The sequence below is a fragment of the Streptomyces sp. BBFR2 genome (assembly GCF_044497305.1).
In the GTDB taxonomy this organism is placed as follows: Bacteria; Actinomycetota; Actinomycetes; order Streptomycetales; family Streptomycetaceae; genus Streptomyces.
In genome coordinates this window covers 1,634,207-1,655,995 of record NZ_CP172415.1, presented here as the reverse complement: position 1 = coordinate 1,655,995, position 21,789 = coordinate 1,634,207, and the positions used below count along the sequence as shown (strand labels likewise).

Sequence of the window (21,789 nt, the reverse complement as noted above, 5' to 3'; positions counted from 1 at the left end):
CCCACGCGCCGCGCCACGGGGCCCCAGCACACCCACAGCCCGATGACCGGCGAGGCCAGGTCCCGCCCGAGGCCCCGCCTCACCCGGCCCCACGGGGCGCCCAACACACCCCAGCGCTAACCACCCACCGCCCCACGCTCCCCCCTCCCCGCGACGCCCTTGCCTCGTCCACCGCGGAGAGACACACGGACGGATTGCGCCGCTTCGGACAAACGCCATGGGGGCGTCGCACCCCTACGGTGGGGGCAGAGTCGACAGCGCGGATCTGCTCGCCGGTCCGTGCGCACCACCCACCACTTCGGAAGGGCCGGGATCCACGTGCCGAACCATGCTGCAGCCCCCACCGCCTTTTGGGTCGCCGGCCGCGAGGCCACCGGTGACACCACCTTCGACGTCACCTCCCCCTGGGACGGGCGGCTCGTCGGCACGGTGAGCGTCCCGACCGAGGAGCAGGTCGAGGAGGCCATCACCGCCGCTCTCGCCGTCCAGGACGAGTTCGCCGCCACCCCCGCCCACGTACGCGCCGCGGCCCTCAGCCACGTCGAGCGCCGCCTGGTCGAGCGTACGGAGGAGATCGCGCGGCTGATCTCCGCGGAGAACGGCAAGCCCATCAAGTGGGCGCGTGGCGAGGTCGGCCGCGCCGTGTCCGTCTTCCGTTTCGCGGCCGAGGAGGCCCGCCGTTTCAACGGCGGCGAGGCGCAGCGCCTCGACACCGACGGTGGCGGCGCCGGGCGCCTCGCGCTGACCCGCCGTTTCCCGCGCGGCACGGTGCTGGGCATCGCCCCGTTCAACTTCCCGCTCAACCTCTGCGCCCACAAGATCGCCCCCGCCATCGCGGCAGGCGTGCCGATCTTCCTCAAGCCGGCCCCCGCCACGCCGCTCTCCGGCCTGATCCTCGGTGAGCTGCTCGCCGAGACGGACCTCCCGGCCGGTTCCTGGTCGATCCTTCCGGTCCCCAACGACCGCATGACGGCGCTGGTCCAGGACGAGCGGCTGCCCGTCATCTCGTTCACCGGCTCCGAGAAGGTCGGCTACGACATCCTCGACTCGGTGCCCCGCAAGCACTGCACCCTGGAGCTGGGCGGCAACGGCGCGGCGGTCGTCCTCGCCGACTACGCCTCCGACGCGGACCTGGACTGGGCCGCCCAGCGGATCGCCACGTTCTCCAACTACCAGGGCGGCCAGTCCTGCATCTCGGTGCAGCGGGTGATCGCCGACGCGCAGGTCTACGACCGCCTGGTCCCCAAGATCGTCGCCGCGGTCGAGGCGCAGGTCACCGGTGACCCGTCCGACGACGCGACCGAGGTCGGCCCGCTGGTCAGCCAGGCCGCGGCCGAACGCGTCGAGGCGTGGGTGGACGAGGCCGTCGCGGCCGGCGCCAAGCTGCTCACGGGCGGCAAGCGGGAAGGCGCCGCGTACGCCCCGACGGTGCTCGCCGACCTCCCCGCCGACACCACCCTCGCCCGCGAGGAGGTCTTCGGACCGGTGCTCTCGGTGACCCGGGTCGACGGTGAGGCCGCCGCGTTCGCCGCGGTCAACGACTCCAAGTACGGGCTCCAGGCCGGGGTGTTCACCCACGACGTGCAGACGGCGTTCCGCGCGCACCGTGCGCTGGAGGTCGGCGGTGTGATCATCGGTGATGTGCCGTCGTACCGCGCCGACCAGATGCCGTACGGCGGTGCCAAGCTCTCCGGCGTCGGCCGCGAGGGCGTCCGCTACGCCATGGACGACTACACCTACGAGCGGGTCCTGGTCCTGACCGGCCTCGCCCTCTGAGGGACGGCGCCCGGCCCGTCGGCCGCGGCACGCCCCGTTCGCCCGACCCGGCCTGGACCGGTGGACAGCGCGGTCACCCCTGAGACCGCCACATGAGTCCAGGCCAGGCGCCGGTCCCTCCTCCCGTGGGCCGGCCCCGGCCGCGGCGCGCTCCGGCCCCCCTGTCCCGGAGCGCGCCGCGCCCCCTCGCCCCGGCTCCGGGGCGCGCAGATCTTCACGGAAACGGCCCCGCAGCGGGCCGTTTCCGTCTTTTCCGGGCCTTGCGCCTGGTCCGCTGCCGCTCCGGCGCTCCGTGCCCCGTGCGCTGCGCATGGGGCAGCGGCCGCCCTACGCACGGAGCGGCACCGCATCCCTACGTGCTGGCCCCACGCACGGGGCGGCGGCGCGCCCCGTACGCGTCGGCCCCACGCACGGAGCGGCGCCGAACCCCTACGCGTCGGCCCTATGCATGGGGCGGCGGCACGCCCCGTACGCGCCGCCCCACGCATGGCCTGGCGGCCCCACGCGGCAGCTCCCGCTCAGCGCCGAGGGGCCGGCCCACGCCTCGCCGCCCCACGCGCCTGCCCCGTGTACCCGCCCCGTGCGGTCGCCCCATGCGTCCGCCCCGTGCGCCCGCGCACCGCCCCTCCGCCGCGCCGGAGCCGCACCTGCTCACCCCGCTCCGCTCGGCCTCCGCGCCCGTGAAGCTCGTCCCCCGCCCGCCCGTGCGGAGCAGACGCACCGCCTCACCGGCCCAACCCGCCCGCACGGGCCGGGGAGCCCGCAACCAACGGCTGACGTCCCCTTCCGGGAAGGCCCGGCGACCGCGCAGCATTGGTGCATAAGACGTATACCGGGTAATCCTCGCAAGTAGTCCACGAGTGCCCAGGGGCGCCGTCCCGCCGGCCCCGGTTCGTCGGCACGTCCATCCGTACGCGGCGAGGTGAGCCCGACATGTCCGCTCCGACCACCCGCAACGTCTCCGAGCGCGAGGCACGGCAGGTCGCCGAGGCGGCCCGGGAACAGGACTGGCGCAAGCCCAGCTTTGCCAAGGAACTGTTCCTGGGACGCTTCCGGCTCGATCTGATCCACCCGCACCCCAGCCCGGCGGCGGAGGACGTCCGGCGCGGTGAGGCGTTCCTGGCCGCACTGCGCACGTTCTGCGAGACCCGGATCGACGGTGCCCGCATCGAACGCGAGGGACGCATCCCCGACGAGACCGTCAACGGGCTCAAGGAACTCGGCGCGCTCGGCATGAAGATCGACACGAAGTACGGCGGACTCGGCCTCACGCAGGTCTACTACAACAAGGCGCTCGCCCTCGTCGGCTCCGCCAGCCCCGCCGTCGGCGCCCTGCTCTCCGCGCACCAGTCGATCGGCGTTCCGCAGCCCGTGAAGCTCTTCGGCAGCCAGGAGCAGAAGGACACCTTCCTGCCCCGTTGCGCCCGTACCGACCTCTCCGCGTTCCTGCTCACCGAACCGGACGTCGGCTCGGACCCGGCCCGCCTGGCGACCACCGCCGTCCCCGACGGCGACGACTACGTTCTCGACGGGGTGAAGCTGTGGACCACCAACGGCGTCATCGCCGATCTGCTGGTGGTGATGGCGCGGGTCCCCGCCGTGGCAGGGCACCGGGGCGGCATCACCGCCTTCGTCGTCGAGACCACGGCGCCCGGGATCACCGTCGAGCACCGCAACGCGTTCATGGGCCTGCGCGGGCTGGAGAACGGCGTCACCCGCTTCCACCGGGTCCGGGTGCCTGCCGCGCACCGGATCGGCCCCGAGGGTGCCGGCCTGAAGATCGCGTTGACCACCCTCAACACGGGGCGGCTGTCGCTGCCCGCGATGTGCGTGGGCTCCGGGAAGTGGGCCCTGAAGATCGCCCGGGAGTGGTCGGCCGTCCGCGAGCAGTGGGGCAGGCCGATCGCCGCGCACGAGGCCGTCGGCGCCAAGATCTCCTTCATCGCCGCGACGACCTTCGCCCTGGAGGCGGTCGTCGACCTCTCCTCCCAGATGGCCGACGAGAACCGCAACGACATCCGGATCGAAGCCGCCCTCGCCAAGCTCTACGGCTCCGAGATGGGGTGGCGGATCGCCGATGAACTGGTCCAGATCCGCGGCGGACGCGGCTTCGAGACCGCCGACTCGCTCGCCGCACGGGGCGAACGCGCCGTGCCCGCCGAACAACTGCTGCGCGACATGCGCATCAACCGCATCTTCGAGGGCTCGACGGAGATCATGCACCTGCTGATCGCCCGCGAGGCCGTCGACGCCCACCTGTCCGTCGCGGGCGACCTCATCGACCCGGAGAAAAGCCTCGGCGACAAGGGCAGGGCCGCCGTCGACGCCGGCCGCTTCTATGCCCGCTGGCTGCCCCGGCTCGTCGCCGGCAGCGGGCAGCTCCCCACCGCGTACGAGGAGTTCGGACCGCTCGCGGGGCATCTGCGGTACGTCGAACGGTCCTGCCGCAAACTGGCCCGCGCCACCTTCTACGCGATGTCGCGCTGGCAGGGGCGGATGGAGACCAAGCAGGGCTTCCTCGGACGGATCGTCGACATCGGCGCCGAACTGTTCGCGATGAGCGCCGCCTGCGTACGGGCCGAGCACCTGCGGCTGACCGGCGACCACGGGCGGGCGGCGTACCAACTGGCCGACGCGTTCTGCCGGCAGTCCCGTCTCCGCGCCGACGAACTCTTCGCCCGGCTGTGGACCAACACCGACACCCTCGACCGCAAGATCGTCTCCGGCGTTCTCGACGGCGCGTACCGCTGGCTGGAGGAAGGCGTCGTCGATCCCAGCGGCGAGGGCCCCTGGATCGCCGACGCCACCCCCGGACCCAGCACCCACGAAAACGTCCACCGCCCCATCCGCCGCCCCGGCACCGGGGCGCCGTAGGAGCGGGACCGGGGCGCCGTGGGGCCGGGACCGGGGCGGCGCGATGCGGCGGGGGAAGGGGCGGGGAGTCACGGTCCGCCCGCATGGGGCGTCCGCATGGGGCCACGGGCGAGGCGCCTGCATGGAGCCACGGACGGGGCGCCTGCGAGGGGCCACGGGCGAGGCGTCCGCATGGGGCCACGGACGGGGCGCCTGTGAGGAGCCACGGGCGAGGCGCCCGCATGAGGCCACGGACAAGGCGTCCGCACGGGACCGTCCTCACGAGGCGCCCGCCCCGCGCGCCGGGCCCCATGCCCTACCCCGGGACTGGGACGGCACCCCGCCCCGCACCCTCCAATGCAAGCGCCCCATGCGACAAGCCCCACCACGACGCCCCCCGCCCCATGCCCCGCACACGAGGTCCGCGCCTCATGCACCACCGCCCCCCCCCGATGCGCCCTCCCGCCCCTGTGCCACACACCCACGCCCCACGCGGGCAGCACTCACCACCCGAACGGGCCCCGTTCCCACGCACGGGGCCGCCGCCCCATGCCCCCTCGCCCCGTCCCCCGCGCACGGGGCGACGGCTCCGCCCCACGCCCCGCCCCGTTCGCCCCTTTCCGCCGCGCTGTATGCGCCCGGACGCCGACGCGAGGGACGTGCCGTCCCGGCGACCGGCCACAATGGACCCCATGACCGACTCCCTCGCCCACCCGCACCTGCGTTTCACCCCGGCTCCCACGGGCCCGGAGGCGCAGCACGGTCCCCGCGACATCGTGATCCTCGGATCGACCGGTTCCATCGGCACCCAGGCGATCGACATCGTGCGGCGCAACCCCGACCGCTTCCGGGTGACCGCGCTCTCCGCCGCCGGCGGCCGGGTGGACCTGCTCGCCGAGCAGGCGCACCAGTTGCGGGTCCGCACCGTCGCCGTGGCCCGCGAGGAGGCCGCCCCGGCGCTGCGTGAGGCGCTGCGCGCGCGGTACGGCGCGGGGGAGCCGCTGCCGGAGATCCTCGCCGGACCCGACGCGGCCACCGACCTCGCCGCCTCCCCCTGCCACACCGTCCTCAACGGCATCACCGGCTCCATCGGCCTCGCGCCGACGCTCGCCGCCCTGCGGGCCGGCCGGGTGCTCGCCCTCGCCAACAAGGAGTCGCTGATCGCCGGCGGCCCGCTGGTCGAGGAAGCCGCCGCACCCGGGCAGATCGTCCCCGTCGACTCCGAGCACTCCGCGCTGTTCCAGGCGCTGACCGGCGGCGCCCGCCGAGAGGTCCGCAAGCTCGTCGTCACCGCGTCCGGCGGCCCGTTCCGCGGCCGCAGCCGCGCGGAGCTGGCCGGGGTCACCCCCGAGCAGGCGCTGGCCCACCCCACCTGGTCCATGGGGCCCGTCGTCACCATCAACTCCGCGACCCTCGTCAACAAGGGCCTCGAAGTCATCGAGGCGCATCTGCTGTTCGACGTCCCCTTCACGCAGATCGAGGTCGTCGTCCATCCGCAGTCCTACATCCACTCGATGGTGGAATTCACCGACGGCTCCACCCTCGCCCAGGCCAGCCCGCCCGACATGCGGATGCCCATCGCGCTCGGCATGAGCTGGCCCGACCGCGTCCCCGACGCCGCGCCCGGCATCGACTGGACGACGGCCCGGACCTGGGAGTTCTTCCCCCTGGACGAGAAGGCGTTCCCCTCCGTACCGCTCGCCTGCCACGTCGGTGACCTCGGGGGCACCGCGCCCGCCGTCTTCAACGCCGCGAACGAGGAATGCGTCGACGCGTTCCTCCACGGCGGGCTGCCTTTCACAGGGATTGTGGATACGGTCGCCGAAGTGGTCGCCGAACACTCCGTGCCCGGACGGGGAACTTCCCTCACCGTCGCGGACGTACTGGAGGCGGAGACCTGGGCGCGCGCCCGCGCCCGCGAACTGGCCGCCCGTGCGGCACGTACACCTTCGGAGGCTCGCGCATGACGACCTGGATGACCATCCTCGGCATAGTCGTCTTCGTCGTCGGCCTGCTGTTCTCCATCGCCTGGCACGAGCTCGGCCATCTCTCGACGGCCAAGATGTTCGGCATCCGCGTGCCGCAGTACATGGTGGGCTTCGGGCCGACACTCTTCTCCCGTAAGAAGGGCGACACCGAGTACGGCATCAAGGCCGTCCCGCTCGGCGGCTACATCCGCATGATCGGGATGTTCCCGCCCGGTGACGACGGGAAGCTCCAGGCCCGCTCCACCTCACCGTGGCGCGGCATGATCGAGGACGCCCGCTCTGCCGCCTTCGAGGAGCTCCAGGAGGGGGACGAGAAGCGGCTCTTCTACACGCGCAAGCCGTGGAAGCGCGTCATCGTGATGTTCGCCGGGCCGTTCATGAACCTGATCCTCGCGGTCGCGATCTTCATGGGCGTCCTGATGGGCTTCGGCATCAACACCCAGACCACCCGCGTCGGCTCGGTCTCCGACTGCGTCATCGCCGCGTCCGCCAAGACCGACAAGTGCCCCACCGGCGCCAAGGACTCCCCGGCCAAGGCCGCGGGGCTGCGCGCCGGGGACAAGATCGTCAGCTTCAACGGCCGGGCCATCCCCGACTGGGACACGCTCCAGGGACAGATCCGCGACACCACCGGGCCCGCCACGCTCGTCGTCGACCGCGACGGCGCCCGCCGGACCCTGCACGCCGACCTCATCGAGAACAAGGTCGCCAAGACCGACGGCCACGGCGGCTACGTCGACGGCCAGTACGTCACCGCCGGATTCCTGGGCTTCACCCCGGCCAGCGGCGTCGTCCAGCAGTCCTTCGGCCAGTCCGTCGACCGCATGGGCAACATGGTCCAGCAGGGCGTCACCTCCCTGATCCAGCTCCCCGGCAAGGTCCCCGACCTGTGGAACGCCGCCTTCAACGGCGCGGAACGCAAGCCGGACTCCCCGATGGGCGTGGTCGGCGCCGCCCGCGTCGGCGGCGAGGTCTTCTCCCTCCACATCCCCCCGGAGCAGCGCGTCGCGACGATGCTCCTGCTGGTGGCGGGCTTCAACCTCTCCCTCTTCCTGTTCAACATGCTGCCGCTGCTCCCGCTGGACGGCGGCCACATCGCCGGCGCCCTGTGGGAGTCGCTCCGCCGCGCCTTCGCGAAGGTCGTCCGCCGCCCCGACCCGGGCCCGTTCGACGTCGCCAAGCTGATGCCGGTCGCGTATGTCGTCGCAGGTGTGTTCATCTGCTTCACCCTGCTCGTCCTCGTCGCCGACGTCGTCAACCCGGTCACCCTCACCGGATAGCGCGAAGCCGCAGGTCATACACGTGGACGGCCGGACGTCCCGCGGAGCGCCGCGGGCGTCCGGCCGTCGGCGTACGGCGTGGCAGCGCGGCCACGATGTGCTTCGGGGAACCCCGGTGCCGTAATCTCGGAGGCCGGAGCCCGCCGACTTCGGGACCTAGATCCACACCTTGGGGTTGCTCGCCAGATGACTGCCATTTCGCTGGGAATGCCGGACGTACCGACCAAGCTCGCCGACCGCAGGGTCAGCCGCAAGATCCACGTCGGGACGGTACCCGTAGGCGGAGACGCACCGGTGTCGGTGCAGTCGATGACGACCACCCGCACCTCCGACATCGGCGCCACGCTCCAGCAGATCGCCGAGCTGACCGCCTCCGGCTGCCAGATCGTCCGCGTCGCCTGCCCGACCCAGGACGACGCCGACGCGCTGCCCGTCATCGCGAAGAAGTCCCAGATCCCGGTGATCGCGGACATCCACTTCCAGCCCAAGTACGTCTTCGCCGCCATCGACGCCGGCTGCGCCGCGGTCCGCGTCAACCCCGGCAACATCAAGAAGTTCGACGACCAGGTCAAGGAGATCGCCAAGGCGGCCGGGGACGCGGGCACCCCCATCCGCATCGGCGTCAACGCCGGTTCGCTCGACGCCCGCCTGCTCGCCAAGTACGGCAAGGCCACCCCCGAGGCGCTCGTGGAGTCCGCGCTGTGGGAGGCGTCCCTCTTCGAGGAGCACGGCTTCCGCGACATCAAGATCTCGGTCAAGCACAACGACCCGGTCGTGATGGTCAACGCCTACCGCCAGCTCGCCGCGCAGTGCGACTACCCGCTGCACCTCGGCGTCACCGAGGCGGGCCCCGCCTTCCAGGGCACCATCAAGTCCGCGGTCGCGTTCGGCGCGCTGCTCTCCGAGGGCATCGGCGACACCATCCGCGTCTCGCTCTCCGCGCCGCCCGCCGAGGAGGTCAAGGTCGGCCTCCAGATCCTGGAGTCCCTCAACCTCAAGCCCCGCCGCCTGGAGATCGTCTCCTGCCCGTCCTGCGGCCGTGCTCAGGTCGACGTGTACAAGCTCGCCGACCAGGTCACCGCCGGTCTGGAGGGCATGGAGGTGCCGCTGCGCGTCGCCGTCATGGGCTGCGTCGTCAACGGCCCCGGCGAGGCCCGCGAGGCCGACCTCGGTGTCGCCTCCGGCAACGGCAAGGGCCAGATCTTCGTCAAGGGCGAGGTCATCAAGACCGTCCCCGAGTCGAAGATCGTCGAGACGCTCATCGAAGAGGCCATGAAGATCGCCGAGCAGATGGAGAAGGACGGCGTCGCCTCCGGCGAGCCCGTCGTCACCACCGCCGGCTGACCTCCGCGTCACCCGCCGCACCGCGCCCGCCGCGGCCGAGCCCCGCCGCCCCGTACCCAGGGGCGGCGGGGCTCACACGCAGCGCCATAGGTGGTGTCCGACAGCGGGAGGTACAGTGCGAGAACCTGCTCCTGCCTGGCCTCCCAGGCCCGCACCGGTGAGGCTTTCCGACACGTGCTGACGACCACCACCCTCAAGGTTCTGGAGCCGGGGGAGCTCGACGCCGCCCTGGAGGTCCTGGACCGCGACCCGGTCGCCAACGCCTTCGTCGCCGCCCGCGTCCAGGTGGCCGGGCTCGACCCCTGGCGGCTCGGCGGCGAGATGTGGGGCTGGTACACCGGCGGCCGCCTGGAATCCCTCTGCTACGCCGGGGCCAATCTCGTCCCCATCTGCGCCACCCCCGAAGCCATCCGCGGCTTCGCCGAACGCGCCCGCCGCCAGGGCCGCCGCTGCTCCTCCCTCGTCGGACCGGCCGAGGCCACCGCCGCCCTGTGGTCCCTCCTGGAGCCCGCATGGGGCCCCGCCCGCGAGGTCCGCGCCCACCAGCCGCTCATGGTCACCAGCACCCCGTCCGCGGAGATCGCGCCCGACCCGTACGTCCGGCGCATCCGCAAGAACGAGATGGAACTGATCATGCCCGCCTGCGTGGCCATGTTCACCGAGGAGGTCGGCATCTCCCCGATGGCCGGCGACGGCGGACTCCTCTACCAGGCACGCGTCGCCGAACTCGTCGGCTCCGGCCGTTCCTTCGCCCGGGTCGAGAACGGCAAGGTCCTCTTCAAGGCCGAGATCGGCGCCGCCACCCCCCGCGCCTGCCAGATCCAGGGCGTCTGGGTCGACCCCGAACACCGCGGCAAGGGCCTCTCCGAAACCGGCATGGCCGCCGTCCTGCGCTACGCCCTCGCCGACGTCGCCCCCGTCGTCAGCCTCTACGTCAACGACTACAACACCGCCGCCCGCGCGGCATACCGGCGAGTGGGGTTCGAAGAGGTCGGGGCGTTCATGAGCGTGCTGTTCTGAGGGGATGGGGCGGGGCGCGGTGCGTGAAGCGTGGAGCGGCGTGGGGCGCTTCGGGGTGCGGGCGGGGTGCGTGCCGAGGCGCGGCCGTCGTTCGTGCTCGGCGCCGTACGTGCCGTCCGCGCCGTGCGGTACCGCTGCGCCCGCGCATGGGGCTGAGCGCCGCGACGTCGCCCCGTGCTGTCCGCGCCATGTGGCCGTACCACGGCTGTCCGCCGTGCGGCGGCCTCCCGTCAGCCGGCCCTACCCGGCCGCACCGCCGTGGCCGTACGGCTGTGACCGTGCTGTTCCCGCCGTCCGCCTTGTACGCTCCCGACCATGGATGACATCGCGGTCGGCCCCCTCGATCTCGCCGCCCGTGTGGATGACGCGCTGGCGGTCCAGGCCCTCGCCTTCGGCCTCACCGACGGCGAGATGGGCATCCGCCGCCCCATCATCCTCCGGCATCTGCAGTGCCCCGGGGCCCGCGCGCTGGGCGCCACCACGCCCGCCGGCCGCCTCGTCGGCTTCATCTACGGCATGCCCAACGACCGCGCCCACTGGTGGTCCGGCGTCGTCGAGCCCTACCTGCGGGCCCAGCAGCTCGACCACTGGCTCGACGACTCCTTCGTCATCACCGAACTCCACGTCCACCCCGCGTACCAGCACCGCGGCATCGGCCGTCGGCTGATCACGGAGCTGACCGACGCCACCACGTGCCCCCGCAGCATCCTCTCGGCCCTCGACACCGAGAGCCCCGCCCGCGCGCTCTACCACTCCCTCGGCTACCAGGACCTGGCCCGCCGCGTCCTCTTCCCCAGCGCCCCCACCCCTTACGCCGTCATGGGCGCCCCACTGCCGCTGCACCGCCACTGACCCGGCGCGCCCGCAGCGGGCGCGGGGCGTGGGCCCGCCGCGGAGGGGGCGGCCGGACGGGACGCGCGCATGGGGCGGGCACGGGGCGCTCCGCATGGGGCGGCGCGGGGCCCAGGCCATGGGGGGCCGGACGGCGCCGTACCCGGAGTTGCCCGACCGGGGCCGCCGGAGCCGTGCACGCCGCCCTGTGACGGCCCCGAGCGCCCCGCGGCCCGGTGCGCCTCGCCGGTCCATGCGCGGCGCTCCATGCCGTCCCGTACCCGCGCCCCATGTGCCTTGCCGCCCCATGCGCGGCGCTCCATGCCGTCCCGTACCCGCCCCATGCGCCGCGCTCCATTCCGTCCTGCGCCCGTCTCATGCGCCGCGCTCCATGCCGCGCCCCGCGGCCGCCTACGGCGCGCTCCACGCCCCGCGTCCCGCGCCCGCCCCATGCGTCGCGCCCCGTACGAGTGCCTTACGTCGACACGCCGCCCCCGCCCCATGCGGGCGCCTCGACCCCCACGAGCCGCCCTTCGATCGGGCGCCCCGCACCGTAGGCGCCAGGGCCCGCGCCCCATGCGGCCATGCCCCGTGCGGGTGCTTCACGCGGTACGCGCCGGGCCGGGCCCCACGCGTCAAGCCGCCGTACCCCGTGCGGGCCCGCCCCACGCACTGCGCCCACCCCTCCGTACACCGCGCCCAGTACAGAGCCCCCTCGCCCGCTCTCCGGGCCCCGTCCGCGGCGCCCCATGCGCGGGGCGCGGGGCGTCCGCGCGGTGCCCCGCGCCCCGTGCGGCGCGGGCAACCCATTTCCGTGCGCCATGCCGCGGCGGCTAACCTCCAGGGAGTCACCTTTCTTACGCAGGAGAAATTCCCATGGCCCACGCCGCTCAGGTCCAGCGCATGTCCCGATTGATGATCAAGACGCTGCGCGACGACCCGGCCGACGCCGAGACCGCCAGCCACAAGCTGCTGGTACGCGCCGGGTACGTCCGCCGTACGTCCGCGGGCATCTGGACCTGGCTCCCGCTGGGCAAGAAGGTGCTGGAGAACGTCTCCCGCATCGTCCGCGAGGAGATGGACGCCATCGGCGGCCAGGAAGTCCTGCTCCCCGCCCTGCTCCCCAAGGAGCCGTACGAGGCGAGCGGCCGCTGGGAGGAGTACGGCGACCTCCTCTTCCGCCTCAAGGACCGCAAGGGTTCCGACTACCTCCTCGGCCCCACCCATGAGGAGATCTTCACCCTCACGGTCAAGGACCAGTGCACGTCCTACAAGGACCTGCCGGTGATCCTCTACCAGATCCAGACCAAGTACCGCGACGAGGCCCGTCCCCGCTCCGGCGTGCTCCGGGGCCGCGAGTTCCAGATGAAGGACTCGTACAGCTTCGACACCACCGACGAGGGCCTGGCGACCTCCTACGCCCTGCACCGCGAGGCGTACACCAAGATCTTCGCGCGGCTCGGCCTGGACTACCGCATCGTCTCCGCCGTCTCCGGCGCCATGGGCGGCTCCGCCTCCGAGGAGTTCCTCGCCCCCGCCGCGGCCGGTGAGGACACCTTCGTGGACTGCCCCTCCTGCGACTACGCCGCGAACACCGAGGCCGTCACGGTCAAGGTCGCCCCGGTCGAGGGCGCCGACCACGGCCCCGTCGAGGAGCTGGACACCCCCGACACCCCGACGATCGAGGCGCTCGCCGCGCACCTGGACGTCCCGGCGTCGGCGACGCTGAAGAACCTTCTGGTGAAGGTCGACGGCGAGATCGTCGCGGTCGGCGTCCCCGGTGACCGCGAGGTCGACCTCGGCAAGCTCGGTGAGCACCTCGCCCCCGCCACCGTCGAGCTGGTCACCGCCGAGGACTTCGTCGACCGCCCCGACCTGGTCCGCGGCTACGTCGGCCCGCAGGGCCTGGCCGGGACCGCGTTCCGCTACCTCGCCGACCCGCGGATCGCCGCCGGCACCGCCTGGATCACCGGCGCCAACAAGCAGGGCATGCACGCGAAGAACGTCGTCGCCGGCCGGGACTTCGAGGTCGACGAGTACCTCGACGTGGTCGTCGTCGAGCCCGGCGACCCCTGCCCGCAGTGCGGCGCCGGTCTGCGCATCGACCGCGCCATCGAGATCGGCCACATCTTCCAGCTCGGCCGCAAGTACGCGGACGCCTTCGAGCTGGACGTGCTCGGCCAGAACGGCAAGCCCGCCCGCGTCACCATGGGCTCGTACGGCATCGGCGTCTCCCGCGCCGTGGCGGCCCTCGCCGAGCAGAGCCACGACGAGTCCGGCCTGTGCTGGCCCCGCGAGGTCGCCCCGGCCGATGTGCACGTCGTCGCCGCCGGCAAGGCCAAGCAGACCGAACTCGCCCTGGAGATCGGTGAGAAGCTCGGCGCCGCCGGACTGCGGGTGCTGGTCGACGACCGCGCCGGTGTCTCGCCGGGCGTGAAGTTCACCGACGCGGAGCTGATCGGCGTCCCGACCATCGTGGTCGCGGGCCGCCGCGCGGGCGAAGGCGTCGTCGAGGTCAAGGACCGCCGTACGGGCGAGCGCGAGGAGCTCTCTGTCGAGGACGCGGTCGCGCGACTCAGCGCGTAACGCGAACGACGGGGCCGGCCGGGGCGATGACTCCCCGGCCGGCCCTTCCGCGTGCTCGCGGCTGCCCTGAGCTTTGAGGCGTTACGCGGCTACACGGGCGGCAGTACGGGGCCCCGCGCACGGCCCCGTGAGGCGGGGCGGCGTCCCCTTCCGCATGGAGCAGCGACCTGTTCCAGCCACGGAGCCGCCCCATGCGTCCGCCCCATGCGTCCGCCCCATGCGTCCGCCCCATGCGTCCGCCCCATGCGCCCGCCCCATGCGCCCGCTACGAGGAGGGAGTCGGCGCCCCATGGGACCAGGGGGCGTGAACCCCGGGGCACGGAGCCAGGGCAGGGCACGCGAGGCCGCAGGTCGTCCAGAGCGAGGGCCCCTCAGAGCCAGGTGGCGAATTCCAGGAGGAGTTCGCCGTGGCGGCGGTCGCCCGAGGCGATCTCGCGGACCCCGGCGGCCACCGCGCGGTACAGCGTCCAGTCGCGCAGCCGGTCCCGGTCGAGCTCCAGGGACTCGGCGAGCTTCGCCACCCGGCGGCGGACCGCGGCGGCGGCGCCCGAGGCGGCCGCCAGATCCTCGAAGCGGTCCGTGACCAAAGCGGCGAGATCATAGGCCCGCTCGCCCACCACCGGGGCCGGGCCCACCGCCAGCCAGGGCGTCCGCTCCCCGGCCAGAACCTTCCCCTGGCGGAACGCACCGTGCAGGACGTACTCCTCGTCCGTGGAGGACGGCAGCGCACGGCGCAGCTCCGCCGCCTGCTCCACCAACGGGGCGGCCGCCGGCGCCCGGGCACCCGCCGCGCGCAGCTCCGCCACCGCTTCCTCGGTACGGCCCGACAACGTCGCGAAGCCGTGGTCCGCACCGGGCTCCACCCACAGGCGCCGTACCGTTCCTGCAGCCTCCAGCAGCGCCCGTGCCTCCGGCAGCGACCGCAGCGACACCGCGCCCTGGAGCCGCTCCAGCAGCAGCGCGCCGCTCGCCTCGTCCGCCCGCAGCAGCCGGACGGCGCCCCAGCCGTCCCACAGGCGCAGCGCCGCCGCCTCTCCCGCGTGCGAGCGGTCCGGTACGGGGAACTTGAGCGCCGCGGGGGTCCCGTCCTGCTGCCGGACGAGCGCGACCAGGCTGCTGCGGCCCCCGGGGGTGTCCACCCGCTCCAGCGTCAGCTCCCAGGCGTCGAGCCGCTCGTGGACCGCCGACGGCAGCGCGGCCAGCCAGGCGCGCACGGGGGCGGCCGGGTCGCTGCCGAGGGAGTTCACCAACCGCCGCGGTGGTTCGACGGGTGCCGTTGCCATGCCGTGCCGTGCCTTTCCAGGAGCAGGGGCCGCCCGGCCCGTGAGGGCCCGCGGCCGGTCGTTCAGAGCGCGTTCGCCGAGGCGCTCGTGGACGGGGACGGGGCGCCGCTCGCCGCCCGTTCCGCGAGCCCTGGGAAGGCTACGCCGCTGCCGCGCCAGCGCACCGCACGCACCGCCGCCTCACGGAGCGCGGCGGCCGCCTCCGCGCGGTGCGCCTCGTCCCCCGCACGCACCAGGCCCGCGTAGACGGCGGCGAGCCGGTCCTCCAACTCGGCGGCGAGCCGGACCGCGGCGGCGGCGTCCGGCACCGGGAAGGGCAACTCGTACGCGGCTGCCGCCGCCGCGGGCGTCCCGCCGAGATCACGCACCGTACGGCGCAGCGCGTCGCGACGCGCACGGTGCGCGTCGTAGGCGTCGCGGGCCTCTCTGCGGCGGTCGTCGCCGACGCGCCCGCCGACCACGCCGTAGCCGTAGACGGCGGCGTGCTCGGCGGCGAGGGCGCTCTGCGCGGCGGACAACTGCGTGGGGCGGGCGTCGGCGGTGCGCGGGGTGGGCGTCACGGGGCGGGCCTGTTCCTTCGGTGGATGGCGGGGCATGCCGGTACGGGGCACGGTGCGGTCCGCATGGTGCGGGCGCCCCATGCGCGCCGGGGCGGTGCCCGCGGACGCCGGTACGGGCGCCCGTACCGGGCACGGCGTACCGGTGGGGTCAGTCGACGGCGGTCAGCAGATACGCGTGGGCGGCGCCGGCCGCGGCCACCGAGGCCAGCAGCCGGGCCAGATCCGGCGGCGCGGTGCGCAGCGTACGGGCGCGGGTGTCGGCCAGCCGGCGCTCGGCATCGGCCAGCGCGCCGCGCGCCGCCTTCTCGTCACCGGGGACGCCTGGCGCGGCCACCTCGGGCCCCGCACCGGCCTTCTCCGACGCGGCGGTCTTCTCCGGGGCATCGGCCTCCGGCGGTGGAGCGGACTTCTCCGGCGCGCTCGGCCCCCCCGTCCCCCCGGGCGCCGACGGACCCGGTGAACCCGCAGACCCACCGGTGGGGGAGGAGGCGGGCCGGGCGCCGAACGCCTCCGCATGGCGCGCCACTTCGGCGCGGAGCGGCCCCAGGCGGGCCCCCAGGGCGGGGTGGGCGGCGAGGGTCGCGTCGTAGCGGGCCAGCAGACGGGTACTGTCGTCCGCCGCCGCGGCACGCAGCCGCGCCGTGGCCGTCGCCCGCCCCGCACGGGGCGGCCCGGAATCGTCGGAGCAGCCGGTCAGCAGCGGGGCGGCGCCCAGCGCGGCGCCGGCCAGCAGGGTCGTTCTACGCGTGAGCGCCACGTTCGGCACCATCCACATCCCGGGTCTTCCGTAGTGATCACCGCTGGCGAGCGTAGCCGCGACCGGCCACCGAATCGTCAGTACCCCGCCGGAACAGATAGGCTTTGACCCGACACGCGACCCACCCACAACAGCACACGCGGCCGAGGAGTCACCCGGATGAGCACCACCCAGAGCGAGAGGCTGCGCGGGCTGCTTGAACCGCTCGTCGCCGCACGAGAGCTGGATCTGGAAGAGATCGACGTGACCCCCGCGGGCAAACGGCGGGTGCTGCGGGTCGTGGTGGATTCCGACGCGGGCGTCCAACTGGACGAGTGTGCCGAGCTGAGCCGTGAGGTCTCGCAGGCGCTGGACGACTCCGACGTGATGGGCGGCGCCCCGTACACCCTCGAGGTCACCTCGCCCGGCGCCGACCGGCCGCTGACCGAGCTGCGGCACTACCGCCGCGCCGTCGGCCGGCTGATCAAGGCGCAGTTGCGCGAGGGCGGCGAGCTGGTGGCCCGTATCCAGGCGGTGGACGAGGACGGCCTCGACCTCGAGGTGCCGGGCGTCAAGGGCCGCAAGCCGACCGAGCGGCGGGTCGCCTTCGACGCGATCGCCAAGGCGCGGGTCGAGCTGGAGTTCAACCGTAAGAGTGAGCCGTCCGATCGGCACGCCGAGCAGGACGAAGAGAAGATCGACGAGAGCCAGGAGGAGGCGTAGCCGTGGATATCGACATGAGTGCCCTGCGGGGTTTGGTGCGGGAGAAGGAGATCTCGTTCGACCTGCTGGTCGAGGCGATCGAGTCGGCCCTCCTCATCGCCTACCACCGCACCGACGGCAGCCGCCGTCAGGCGCGGGTGGAGCTGGACCGCAGCAGCGGCCATGTGACGGTGTGGGCGAAGGAAGACGCGGCGGACCTGGAGCCGGGCGAAGAGCCCCGCGAGTTCGACGACACCCCGTCCGGCTTCGGCCGGATCGCGGCGACCACCGCCAAGCAGGTCATCCTGCAGCGGCTGCGGGACGCCGAGGAAGAGATCACCTTCGGCGAGTTCGCCGGGCGTGAGGGCGACGTCATCACCGGCGTCGTCCAGCAGGGCAAGGACCCGAAGAACGTCCTCGTGGACGTCGGCCCCATGGAGGCCATGCTCCCCGTACAGGAGCAGGTCCCCGGCGAGGACTACGCGCACGGCACCCGGCTGCGGTCGTACGTCGTGCGGGTCGCCAAGGGCGTCCGCGGCCCGTCCGTGACGCTGTCGCGCACCCACCCCAACCTGGTGAAGAAGCTCTTCGCCATGGAGGTGCCGGAGATCGCCGACGGTTCCGTCGAGATCGCCGCCATCGCGCGTGAGGCCGGACACCGTACGAAGATCGCGGTGCGCTCCACGCGCTCCGGGCTCAACGCCAAGGGCGCCTGCATCGGCCCCATGGGCGGCCGGGTGCGCGCGGTCATGGCCGAGCTGCACGGCGAGAAGATCGACATCGTGGACTGGTCGGACGACCCGGCCGAGCTGGTGGCGCACGCGCTGTCCCCGGCGCGGGTCAGCAAGGTGGAGGTCGTCGACCTCGCCGCGCGCTCCGCGCGGGTCACCGTCCCCGATTACCAGCTGTCGTTGGCCATCGGCAAGGAGGGGCAGAACGCCCGCCTCGCCGCCCGGCTGACCGGCTGGCGTATCGACATCCGCCCGGACACCGAGCAGCAGGCCCCCCGGGACTGAGCCGCACGGCACGCCCCCGCGGCACCGCTCGCGGAACATGAGTGGTGCCGCCGGGGGCGACCGGGAATTCTGAGCAGTCGTCCCGCCTTTACCCCATCGGGGTGAGGCCGGTGCGGGGAGGTAGACTTAAGCAGTGTCTGGCCGGACGCATGCCCGCGCATGCCCTGAGCGAACCTGTGTGGGATGCCGGGAGCGAGCGGCCAAGGGCGATTTGCTGCGCATCGTGGCGATCGAGGGTGAGTGCACCCCCGATCCTCGCGGTACGCTGCCCGGCCGGGGTGCTCATGTGCACCCGACACGGGTCTGTCTCGACCTGGCGGTCCGCCGCCGGGCGTTCAACCGGGCCTTCCGGGGCCCGGGGCCGTTCGACGCAGGGGCCTTGCGGGAGTACATCGAAGGCACCGGCCGGCGGCCCGGGAAATAACGCACAGCACGAATGCACAGCGCACGGAAAACCCCGTGCGGTCAGGTACCTCGCGAGTCGGAAGTAGGTCGAGATTGCGATGAGCACTCGATGAGTACGCGATGAGTACGCCCATGAAGTAGCGACGGTCCGGTGGACAACCCGGACCTAGAAGGAGCGAAGTGGCTAAGGTCCGGGTATACGAACTCGCCAAGGAGTTCGGAGTGGAGAGCAAGGTCGTCATGGCCAAGCTCCAAGAACTTGGCGAATTCGTCCGATCGGCATCCTCGACGATCGAGGCGCCGGTTGTTCGCAAGTTGACCGACGCTTTCCAGGCGGGTGGCGGCAGCGGCCGCGCCGCCGGTAAGCCCGCGGCGCCGCGCAAGGCCGCGCCCGCAAAGCCGTCCGCGCCCTCTCCGGCGCAGGCGGCCCGTCCGGCTGCCCCGAAGCCGGGCGCCCCCAAGCCCGGCGCGCCCAAGCCGGGCCCCGCGGCTCCGGCCGCGCCGGAGCCCCCCAAGAGCAGCGCGCTCGCCCCGGGCCCGCGGCCGGCGCCGGCCCGTCCGGCTGCCCCCAAGCCCGCTCCGGCCGCCCCCGCGCAGCCCGAGTTCCAGGCCCCGCCGTCCGCGCCCGCCGCACAGCCCGGCCCGCGCCCCGGCGCCACCCCCGGCCCTCGTCCGGCGCGCCCCGCGCCGCAGGGCGGCCAGGGTGGTCAGGGCGGCCAGGGTCGCGGCAACGCCCCGCGTCCCGGTGGGGAGCGCGCCCCGCGTCCCGGCGGCGGCCGTCCGTCCGGCCCGCGTCCGGGCAACAACCCCTTCACCTCGGGTGGCTCCACGGGCATGGCCCGTCCGCAGGCCCCCCGTCCCGGTGGTGCGCCGCGCCCCGGTGGCCAGGGTGGTCCCGGCGGCCCCCGTCCCCAGGGCGGCGGCCAGGGTGGTCCCCGTCCCCAGGGTCAGGGCGGCGCCCGTCCGACCCCCGGTGGTATGCCCCGTCCGCAGGGTGCGGCCCCCGGTGGCGCCCCGCGTCCCGGCGGCGGTAACCGTCCGAACCCGGGCATGATGCCGCAGCGTCCGGCTGCCGGCCCGCGTCCGGGCCCCGGCGGCGGCCGTGGTCCCGGCGGTGCCGGTCGTCCCGGTGGCGGCGGCGGTCGTCCCGGTGGTGGCGGCGGCGGTTTCGCCGGTCGTCCCGGTGGTGGCGGCGGCGGTCGCCCGGGTGGCGGCGGCGGTTTCGCCGGTCGTCCCGGTGGCGGTGGCCCCGGCGGTGGCTTCGGTGGCCGTCCCGGTTTCGGTGGCCGTCCCGGCGGTCCCGGTGGCCGCGGTGGCACACAGGGTGCGTTCGGCCGTCCCGGCGGTCCCGCGCGTCGCGGCCGTAAGTCGAAGCGGCAGAGGCGCCAGGAGTACGAGGCCATGCAGGCCCCGTCGGTGGGCGGCATCATGCTGCCGCGCGGCAACGGCGCGAAGGTCCGCCTCTCGCGCGGTGCCTCGCTGACCGACTTCGCGGAGAAGATCAACGCGAACCCGGCGTCGCTGGTCCAGGTCATGCTGAACCTCGGCGAGATGGTGACCGCGACCCAGTCCGTCTCCGACGAGACGCTGGAGCTGCTCGCCGGCGAGATGAACTACGTCGTCGAGATCGTCAGCCCGGAGGAGGAGGACCGCGAGCTGCTCGAGTCCTTCGACATCGAGTTCGGCGAGGACGAGGGCGGCGAGGAGATGCTCGTCGCGCGTCCGCCGGTCGTGACCGTCATGGGTCACGTCGACCACGGTAAGACCCGCCTGCTGGACGCGATCCGCAAGACGAACGTCATCGCGGGCGAGGCCGGCGGCATCACGCAGCACATCGGTGCGTACCAGGTCTCCACCGAGGTCAACGACGAAGAGCGCCGCATCACCTTCATCGACACCCCCGGTCACGAGGCGTTCACCGCCATGCGTGCCCGTGGTGCCAAGTCGACCGACATCGCGATCCTCGTGGTGGCGGCCAACGACGGTGTCATGCCGCAGACGATCGAGGCGCTGAACCACGCCAAGGCGGCCGACGTGCCGATCGTGGTCGCGGTCAACAAGATCGACGTCGAGGGCGCCGACCCGACCAAGGTGCGCGGTCAGCTCACCGAGTTCGGTCTGGTGGCCGAGGAGTACGGCGGCGACACCATGTTCGTCGACATCTCCGCCCGCCAGGGCACCAACATCGAGCAGCTGCTGGAGGCCGTGGTCCTGACCGCGGACGCCTCGCTGGACCTGCGCGCCAACGCGGAGCAGGACGCCCAGGGCATCGCGATCGAGGCCCACCTCGACCGCGGTCGCGGCGCCGTCGCGACCGTCCTGGTCCAGCGCGGTACCCTCCGCGTCGGCGAGACCATGGTCGTCGGTGACGCCTACGGCCGCGTCCGCGCGATGCTCGACGACAAGGGCAACAACGTCGAGGAAGCGGGTCCGTCGACCCCCGTCCTGGTCCTGGGTCTCACCAACGTCCCGGGCGCCGGCGACAACTTCCTCGTCGTCGACGAGGACCGTACGGCCCGCCAGATCGCCGAGAAGCGCGCGGCGCGTGAGCGCAACGCCGCCTTCGCCAAGCGCACCCGCCGGGTGTCCCTCGAGGACCTCGACAAGGTGCTCAAGGCCGGCGAGGTGCAGCAGCTCAACCTCATCATCAAGGGCGACGCGTCCGGTTCGGTCGAGGCCCTGGAGTCCTCGCTGCTCCAGCTCGACGTCGGCGAAGAGGTCGACATCCGGGTGCTGCACCGCGGCGTCGGTGCGGTCACGGAGTCCGACATCAACCTGGCGTCCGGCTCCGACGCGATCGTCATCGGCTTCAACGTGCGCGCCGAAGGCCGTGCCACGCAGATGGCTGACCGCGAGGGCGTCGACGTCCGGTACTACTCGGTCATCTACCAGGCGATCGAGGAGATCGAGGCGGCCCTCAAGGGCATGCTCAAGCCGGAGTACGAGGAGGTCGAGCTCGGTACCGCGGAGATCCGCGAGATCTTCCGCTCGTCCAAGCTCGGCAACATCGCGGGTGTCCTCATCCGCTCCGGCGAGGTCAAGCGCAACACCAAGGCGCGCCTCATCCGCGACGGCAAGGTGGTCGCGGAGGACCTCACCATTCAGGGCCTGCGCCGCTTCAAGGACGACGTCACCGAGATTCGCGAAGGTTTCGAGGGCGGTATCAACCTCGGCAACTACAACGACATCAAGATCGACGACGTCATCGCGACGTACGAGATGCGCGAGAAGCCGCGCGGCTGATCATGTAGCGCACTGTCCGCGCGGAGCCCGGCCCCCTTCGGGGCGGCCGGGCGGCGGGCGGACCCGGGGCCGGTCGGCGGAGCGTAATTTCCGTCGATCGGCCCCGGCCGTTGCGTGTACGGTGCGAAGGACTCGCGATTCCGAGGCCCCACGGGTGGCTCTACCC

General features: G+C 73.3%; 15 protein-coding genes. 12 read left to right on the top strand and 3 right to left on the bottom strand.

Annotated features, from left to right (window positions below):
- The first annotated feature begins 318 nt into the window (after window positions 1-318).
- The 8 genes from ACGH2B_RS05790 to ACGH2B_RS05755 all read left to right on the top strand — a co-directional run bounded on the left by ACGH2B_RS05790 (window position 319) and on the right by ACGH2B_RS05755 (window position 13,678).
- Window positions 319-1,776, top strand: a complete 1,458-nt coding sequence (locus ACGH2B_RS05790) for an aldehyde dehydrogenase family protein (RefSeq protein WP_399085106.1) — start codon at window positions 319-321, stop codon at window positions 1,774-1,776.
- Between the two features lie 933 nt (window positions 1,777-2,709).
- Window positions 2,710-4,650: an acyl-CoA dehydrogenase family protein gene (locus ACGH2B_RS05785; protein WP_399085103.1), complete on the top strand. Its 1,941-nt coding sequence runs from the start codon at window positions 2,710-2,712 to the stop codon at window positions 4,648-4,650.
- A 671-nt stretch (window positions 4,651-5,321) separates the two neighbouring features.
- A complete protein-coding gene (gene dxr / locus ACGH2B_RS05780) occupies window positions 5,322-6,596 on the top strand; it encodes a 1-deoxy-D-xylulose-5-phosphate reductoisomerase (protein ID WP_399085099.1) in 1,275 nt (424 codons plus the stop codon).
- A complete protein-coding gene (locus tag ACGH2B_RS05775) occupies window positions 6,593-7,897 on the top strand; it encodes a M50 family metallopeptidase (RefSeq protein WP_399085096.1) in 1,305 nt (434 codons plus the stop codon). Before dxr ends, ACGH2B_RS05775 begins: the two co-directional genes overlap by 4 nt.
- Window positions 7,898-8,083: 186 nt before the next feature.
- Window positions 8,084-9,241, top strand: coding sequence for a flavodoxin-dependent (E)-4-hydroxy-3-methylbut-2-enyl-diphosphate synthase (gene ispG / locus ACGH2B_RS05770; protein WP_399085093.1), 1,158 nt, complete (start codon window positions 8,084-8,086; stop codon window positions 9,239-9,241).
- Between the two features lie 174 nt (window positions 9,242-9,415).
- Window positions 9,416-10,261: a GNAT family N-acetyltransferase gene (locus tag ACGH2B_RS05765; protein WP_399085090.1), complete on the top strand. Its 846-nt coding sequence runs from the start codon at window positions 9,416-9,418 to the stop codon at window positions 10,259-10,261.
- A 315-nt stretch (window positions 10,262-10,576) separates the two neighbouring features.
- A complete protein-coding gene (locus tag ACGH2B_RS05760; protein ID WP_399085087.1) occupies window positions 10,577-11,113 on the top strand; it encodes a GNAT family N-acetyltransferase in 537 nt (178 codons plus the stop codon).
- A gap of 855 nt (window positions 11,114-11,968) precedes the next feature.
- Window positions 11,969-13,678 (top strand): proline--tRNA ligase, encoded by a 1,710-nt coding sequence (locus ACGH2B_RS05755; protein ID WP_399085084.1) that lies wholly within the window; start codon window positions 11,969-11,971, stop codon window positions 13,676-13,678.
- 371 nt (window positions 13,679-14,049) lie between these two features.
- Here the strand turns inward: ACGH2B_RS05755 and ACGH2B_RS05750 are convergent, their stop codons facing one another.
- The 3 genes from ACGH2B_RS05750 to ACGH2B_RS05740 form a co-directional block, all read right to left on the bottom strand.
- Window positions 14,050-14,961 (bottom strand): aminoglycoside phosphotransferase family protein, encoded by a 912-nt coding sequence (locus ACGH2B_RS05750; RefSeq protein WP_399085081.1) that lies wholly within the window; start codon window positions 14,959-14,961, stop codon window positions 14,050-14,052.
- 62 nt (window positions 14,962-15,023) lie between these two features.
- A complete protein-coding gene (locus ACGH2B_RS05745) occupies window positions 15,024-15,557 on the bottom strand; it encodes a DUF4439 domain-containing protein (RefSeq protein ID WP_399085078.1) in 534 nt (177 codons plus the stop codon).
- 112 nt (window positions 15,558-15,669) lie between these two features.
- Entirely contained in the window at window positions 15,670-16,278 is a 609-nt protein-coding gene (locus ACGH2B_RS05740) for a hypothetical protein (protein WP_399085075.1), read from the bottom strand.
- A gap of 159 nt (window positions 16,279-16,437) precedes the next feature.
- Here ACGH2B_RS05740 and rimP point away from each other — a divergent pair, with 159 nt between their 5' ends.
- The 4 genes from rimP to infB all read left to right on the top strand — a co-directional run bounded on the left by rimP (window position 16,438) and on the right by infB (window position 21,623).
- The gene (rimP, locus tag ACGH2B_RS05735; RefSeq protein ID WP_399085072.1) at window positions 16,438-16,980 is read left to right on the top strand and encodes a ribosome maturation factor RimP; all 543 of its coding nucleotides are present in this window, start codon (window positions 16,438-16,440) and stop codon (window positions 16,978-16,980) included.
- Between the two features lie 2 nt (window positions 16,981-16,982).
- A complete protein-coding gene (gene nusA, locus ACGH2B_RS05730; RefSeq protein ID WP_399085070.1) occupies window positions 16,983-17,975 on the top strand; it encodes a transcription termination factor NusA in 993 nt (330 codons plus the stop codon).
- Window positions 17,976-18,108: 133 nt separating this feature from the next.
- The gene (locus ACGH2B_RS05725; RefSeq protein ID WP_399085067.1) at window positions 18,109-18,399 is read left to right on the top strand and encodes a YlxR family protein; all 291 of its coding nucleotides are present in this window, start codon (window positions 18,109-18,111) and stop codon (window positions 18,397-18,399) included.
- Between the two features lie 161 nt (window positions 18,400-18,560).
- The gene (infB, locus tag ACGH2B_RS05720; protein WP_399085064.1) at window positions 18,561-21,623 is read left to right on the top strand and encodes a translation initiation factor IF-2; all 3,063 of its coding nucleotides are present in this window, start codon (window positions 18,561-18,563) and stop codon (window positions 21,621-21,623) included.
- The last annotated feature ends 166 nt before the right edge of the window (window positions 21,624-21,789 follow it).

Bases quoted from the DNA above. Each gene is read 5' to 3' on its own strand.
- ACGH2B_RS05785 (WP_399085103.1), top strand. From the start codon at position 2,710: ATGTCCGCTCCGACCACCCGCAACGTCTCCGAGCGCGAGGCACGGCAG.
- dxr (WP_399085099.1), top strand. From the start codon at position 5,322: ATGACCGACTCCCTCGCCCACCCGCACCTGCGTTTCACCCCGGCTCCC.
- ACGH2B_RS05775 (WP_399085096.1), top strand. From the start codon at position 6,593: ATGACGACCTGGATGACCATCCTCGGCATAGTCGTCTTCGTCGTCGGC.
- ispG (WP_399085093.1), top strand. From the start codon at position 8,084: ATGACTGCCATTTCGCTGGGAATGCCGGACGTACCGACCAAGCTCGCC.
- ACGH2B_RS05760 (WP_399085087.1), top strand. From the start codon at position 10,577: ATGGATGACATCGCGGTCGGCCCCCTCGATCTCGCCGCCCGTGTGGAT.
- ACGH2B_RS05755 (WP_399085084.1), top strand. From the start codon at position 11,969: ATGGCCCACGCCGCTCAGGTCCAGCGCATGTCCCGATTGATGATCAAG.
- ACGH2B_RS05750 (WP_399085081.1), bottom strand. From the start codon at position 14,961: ATGGCAACGGCACCCGTCGAACCACCGCGGCGGTTGGTGAACTCCCTC.
- ACGH2B_RS05745 (WP_399085078.1), bottom strand. From the start codon at position 15,557: ATGCCCCGCCATCCACCGAAGGAACAGGCCCGCCCCGTGACGCCCACC.
- rimP (WP_399085072.1), top strand. From the start codon at position 16,438: ATGAGCACCACCCAGAGCGAGAGGCTGCGCGGGCTGCTTGAACCGCTC.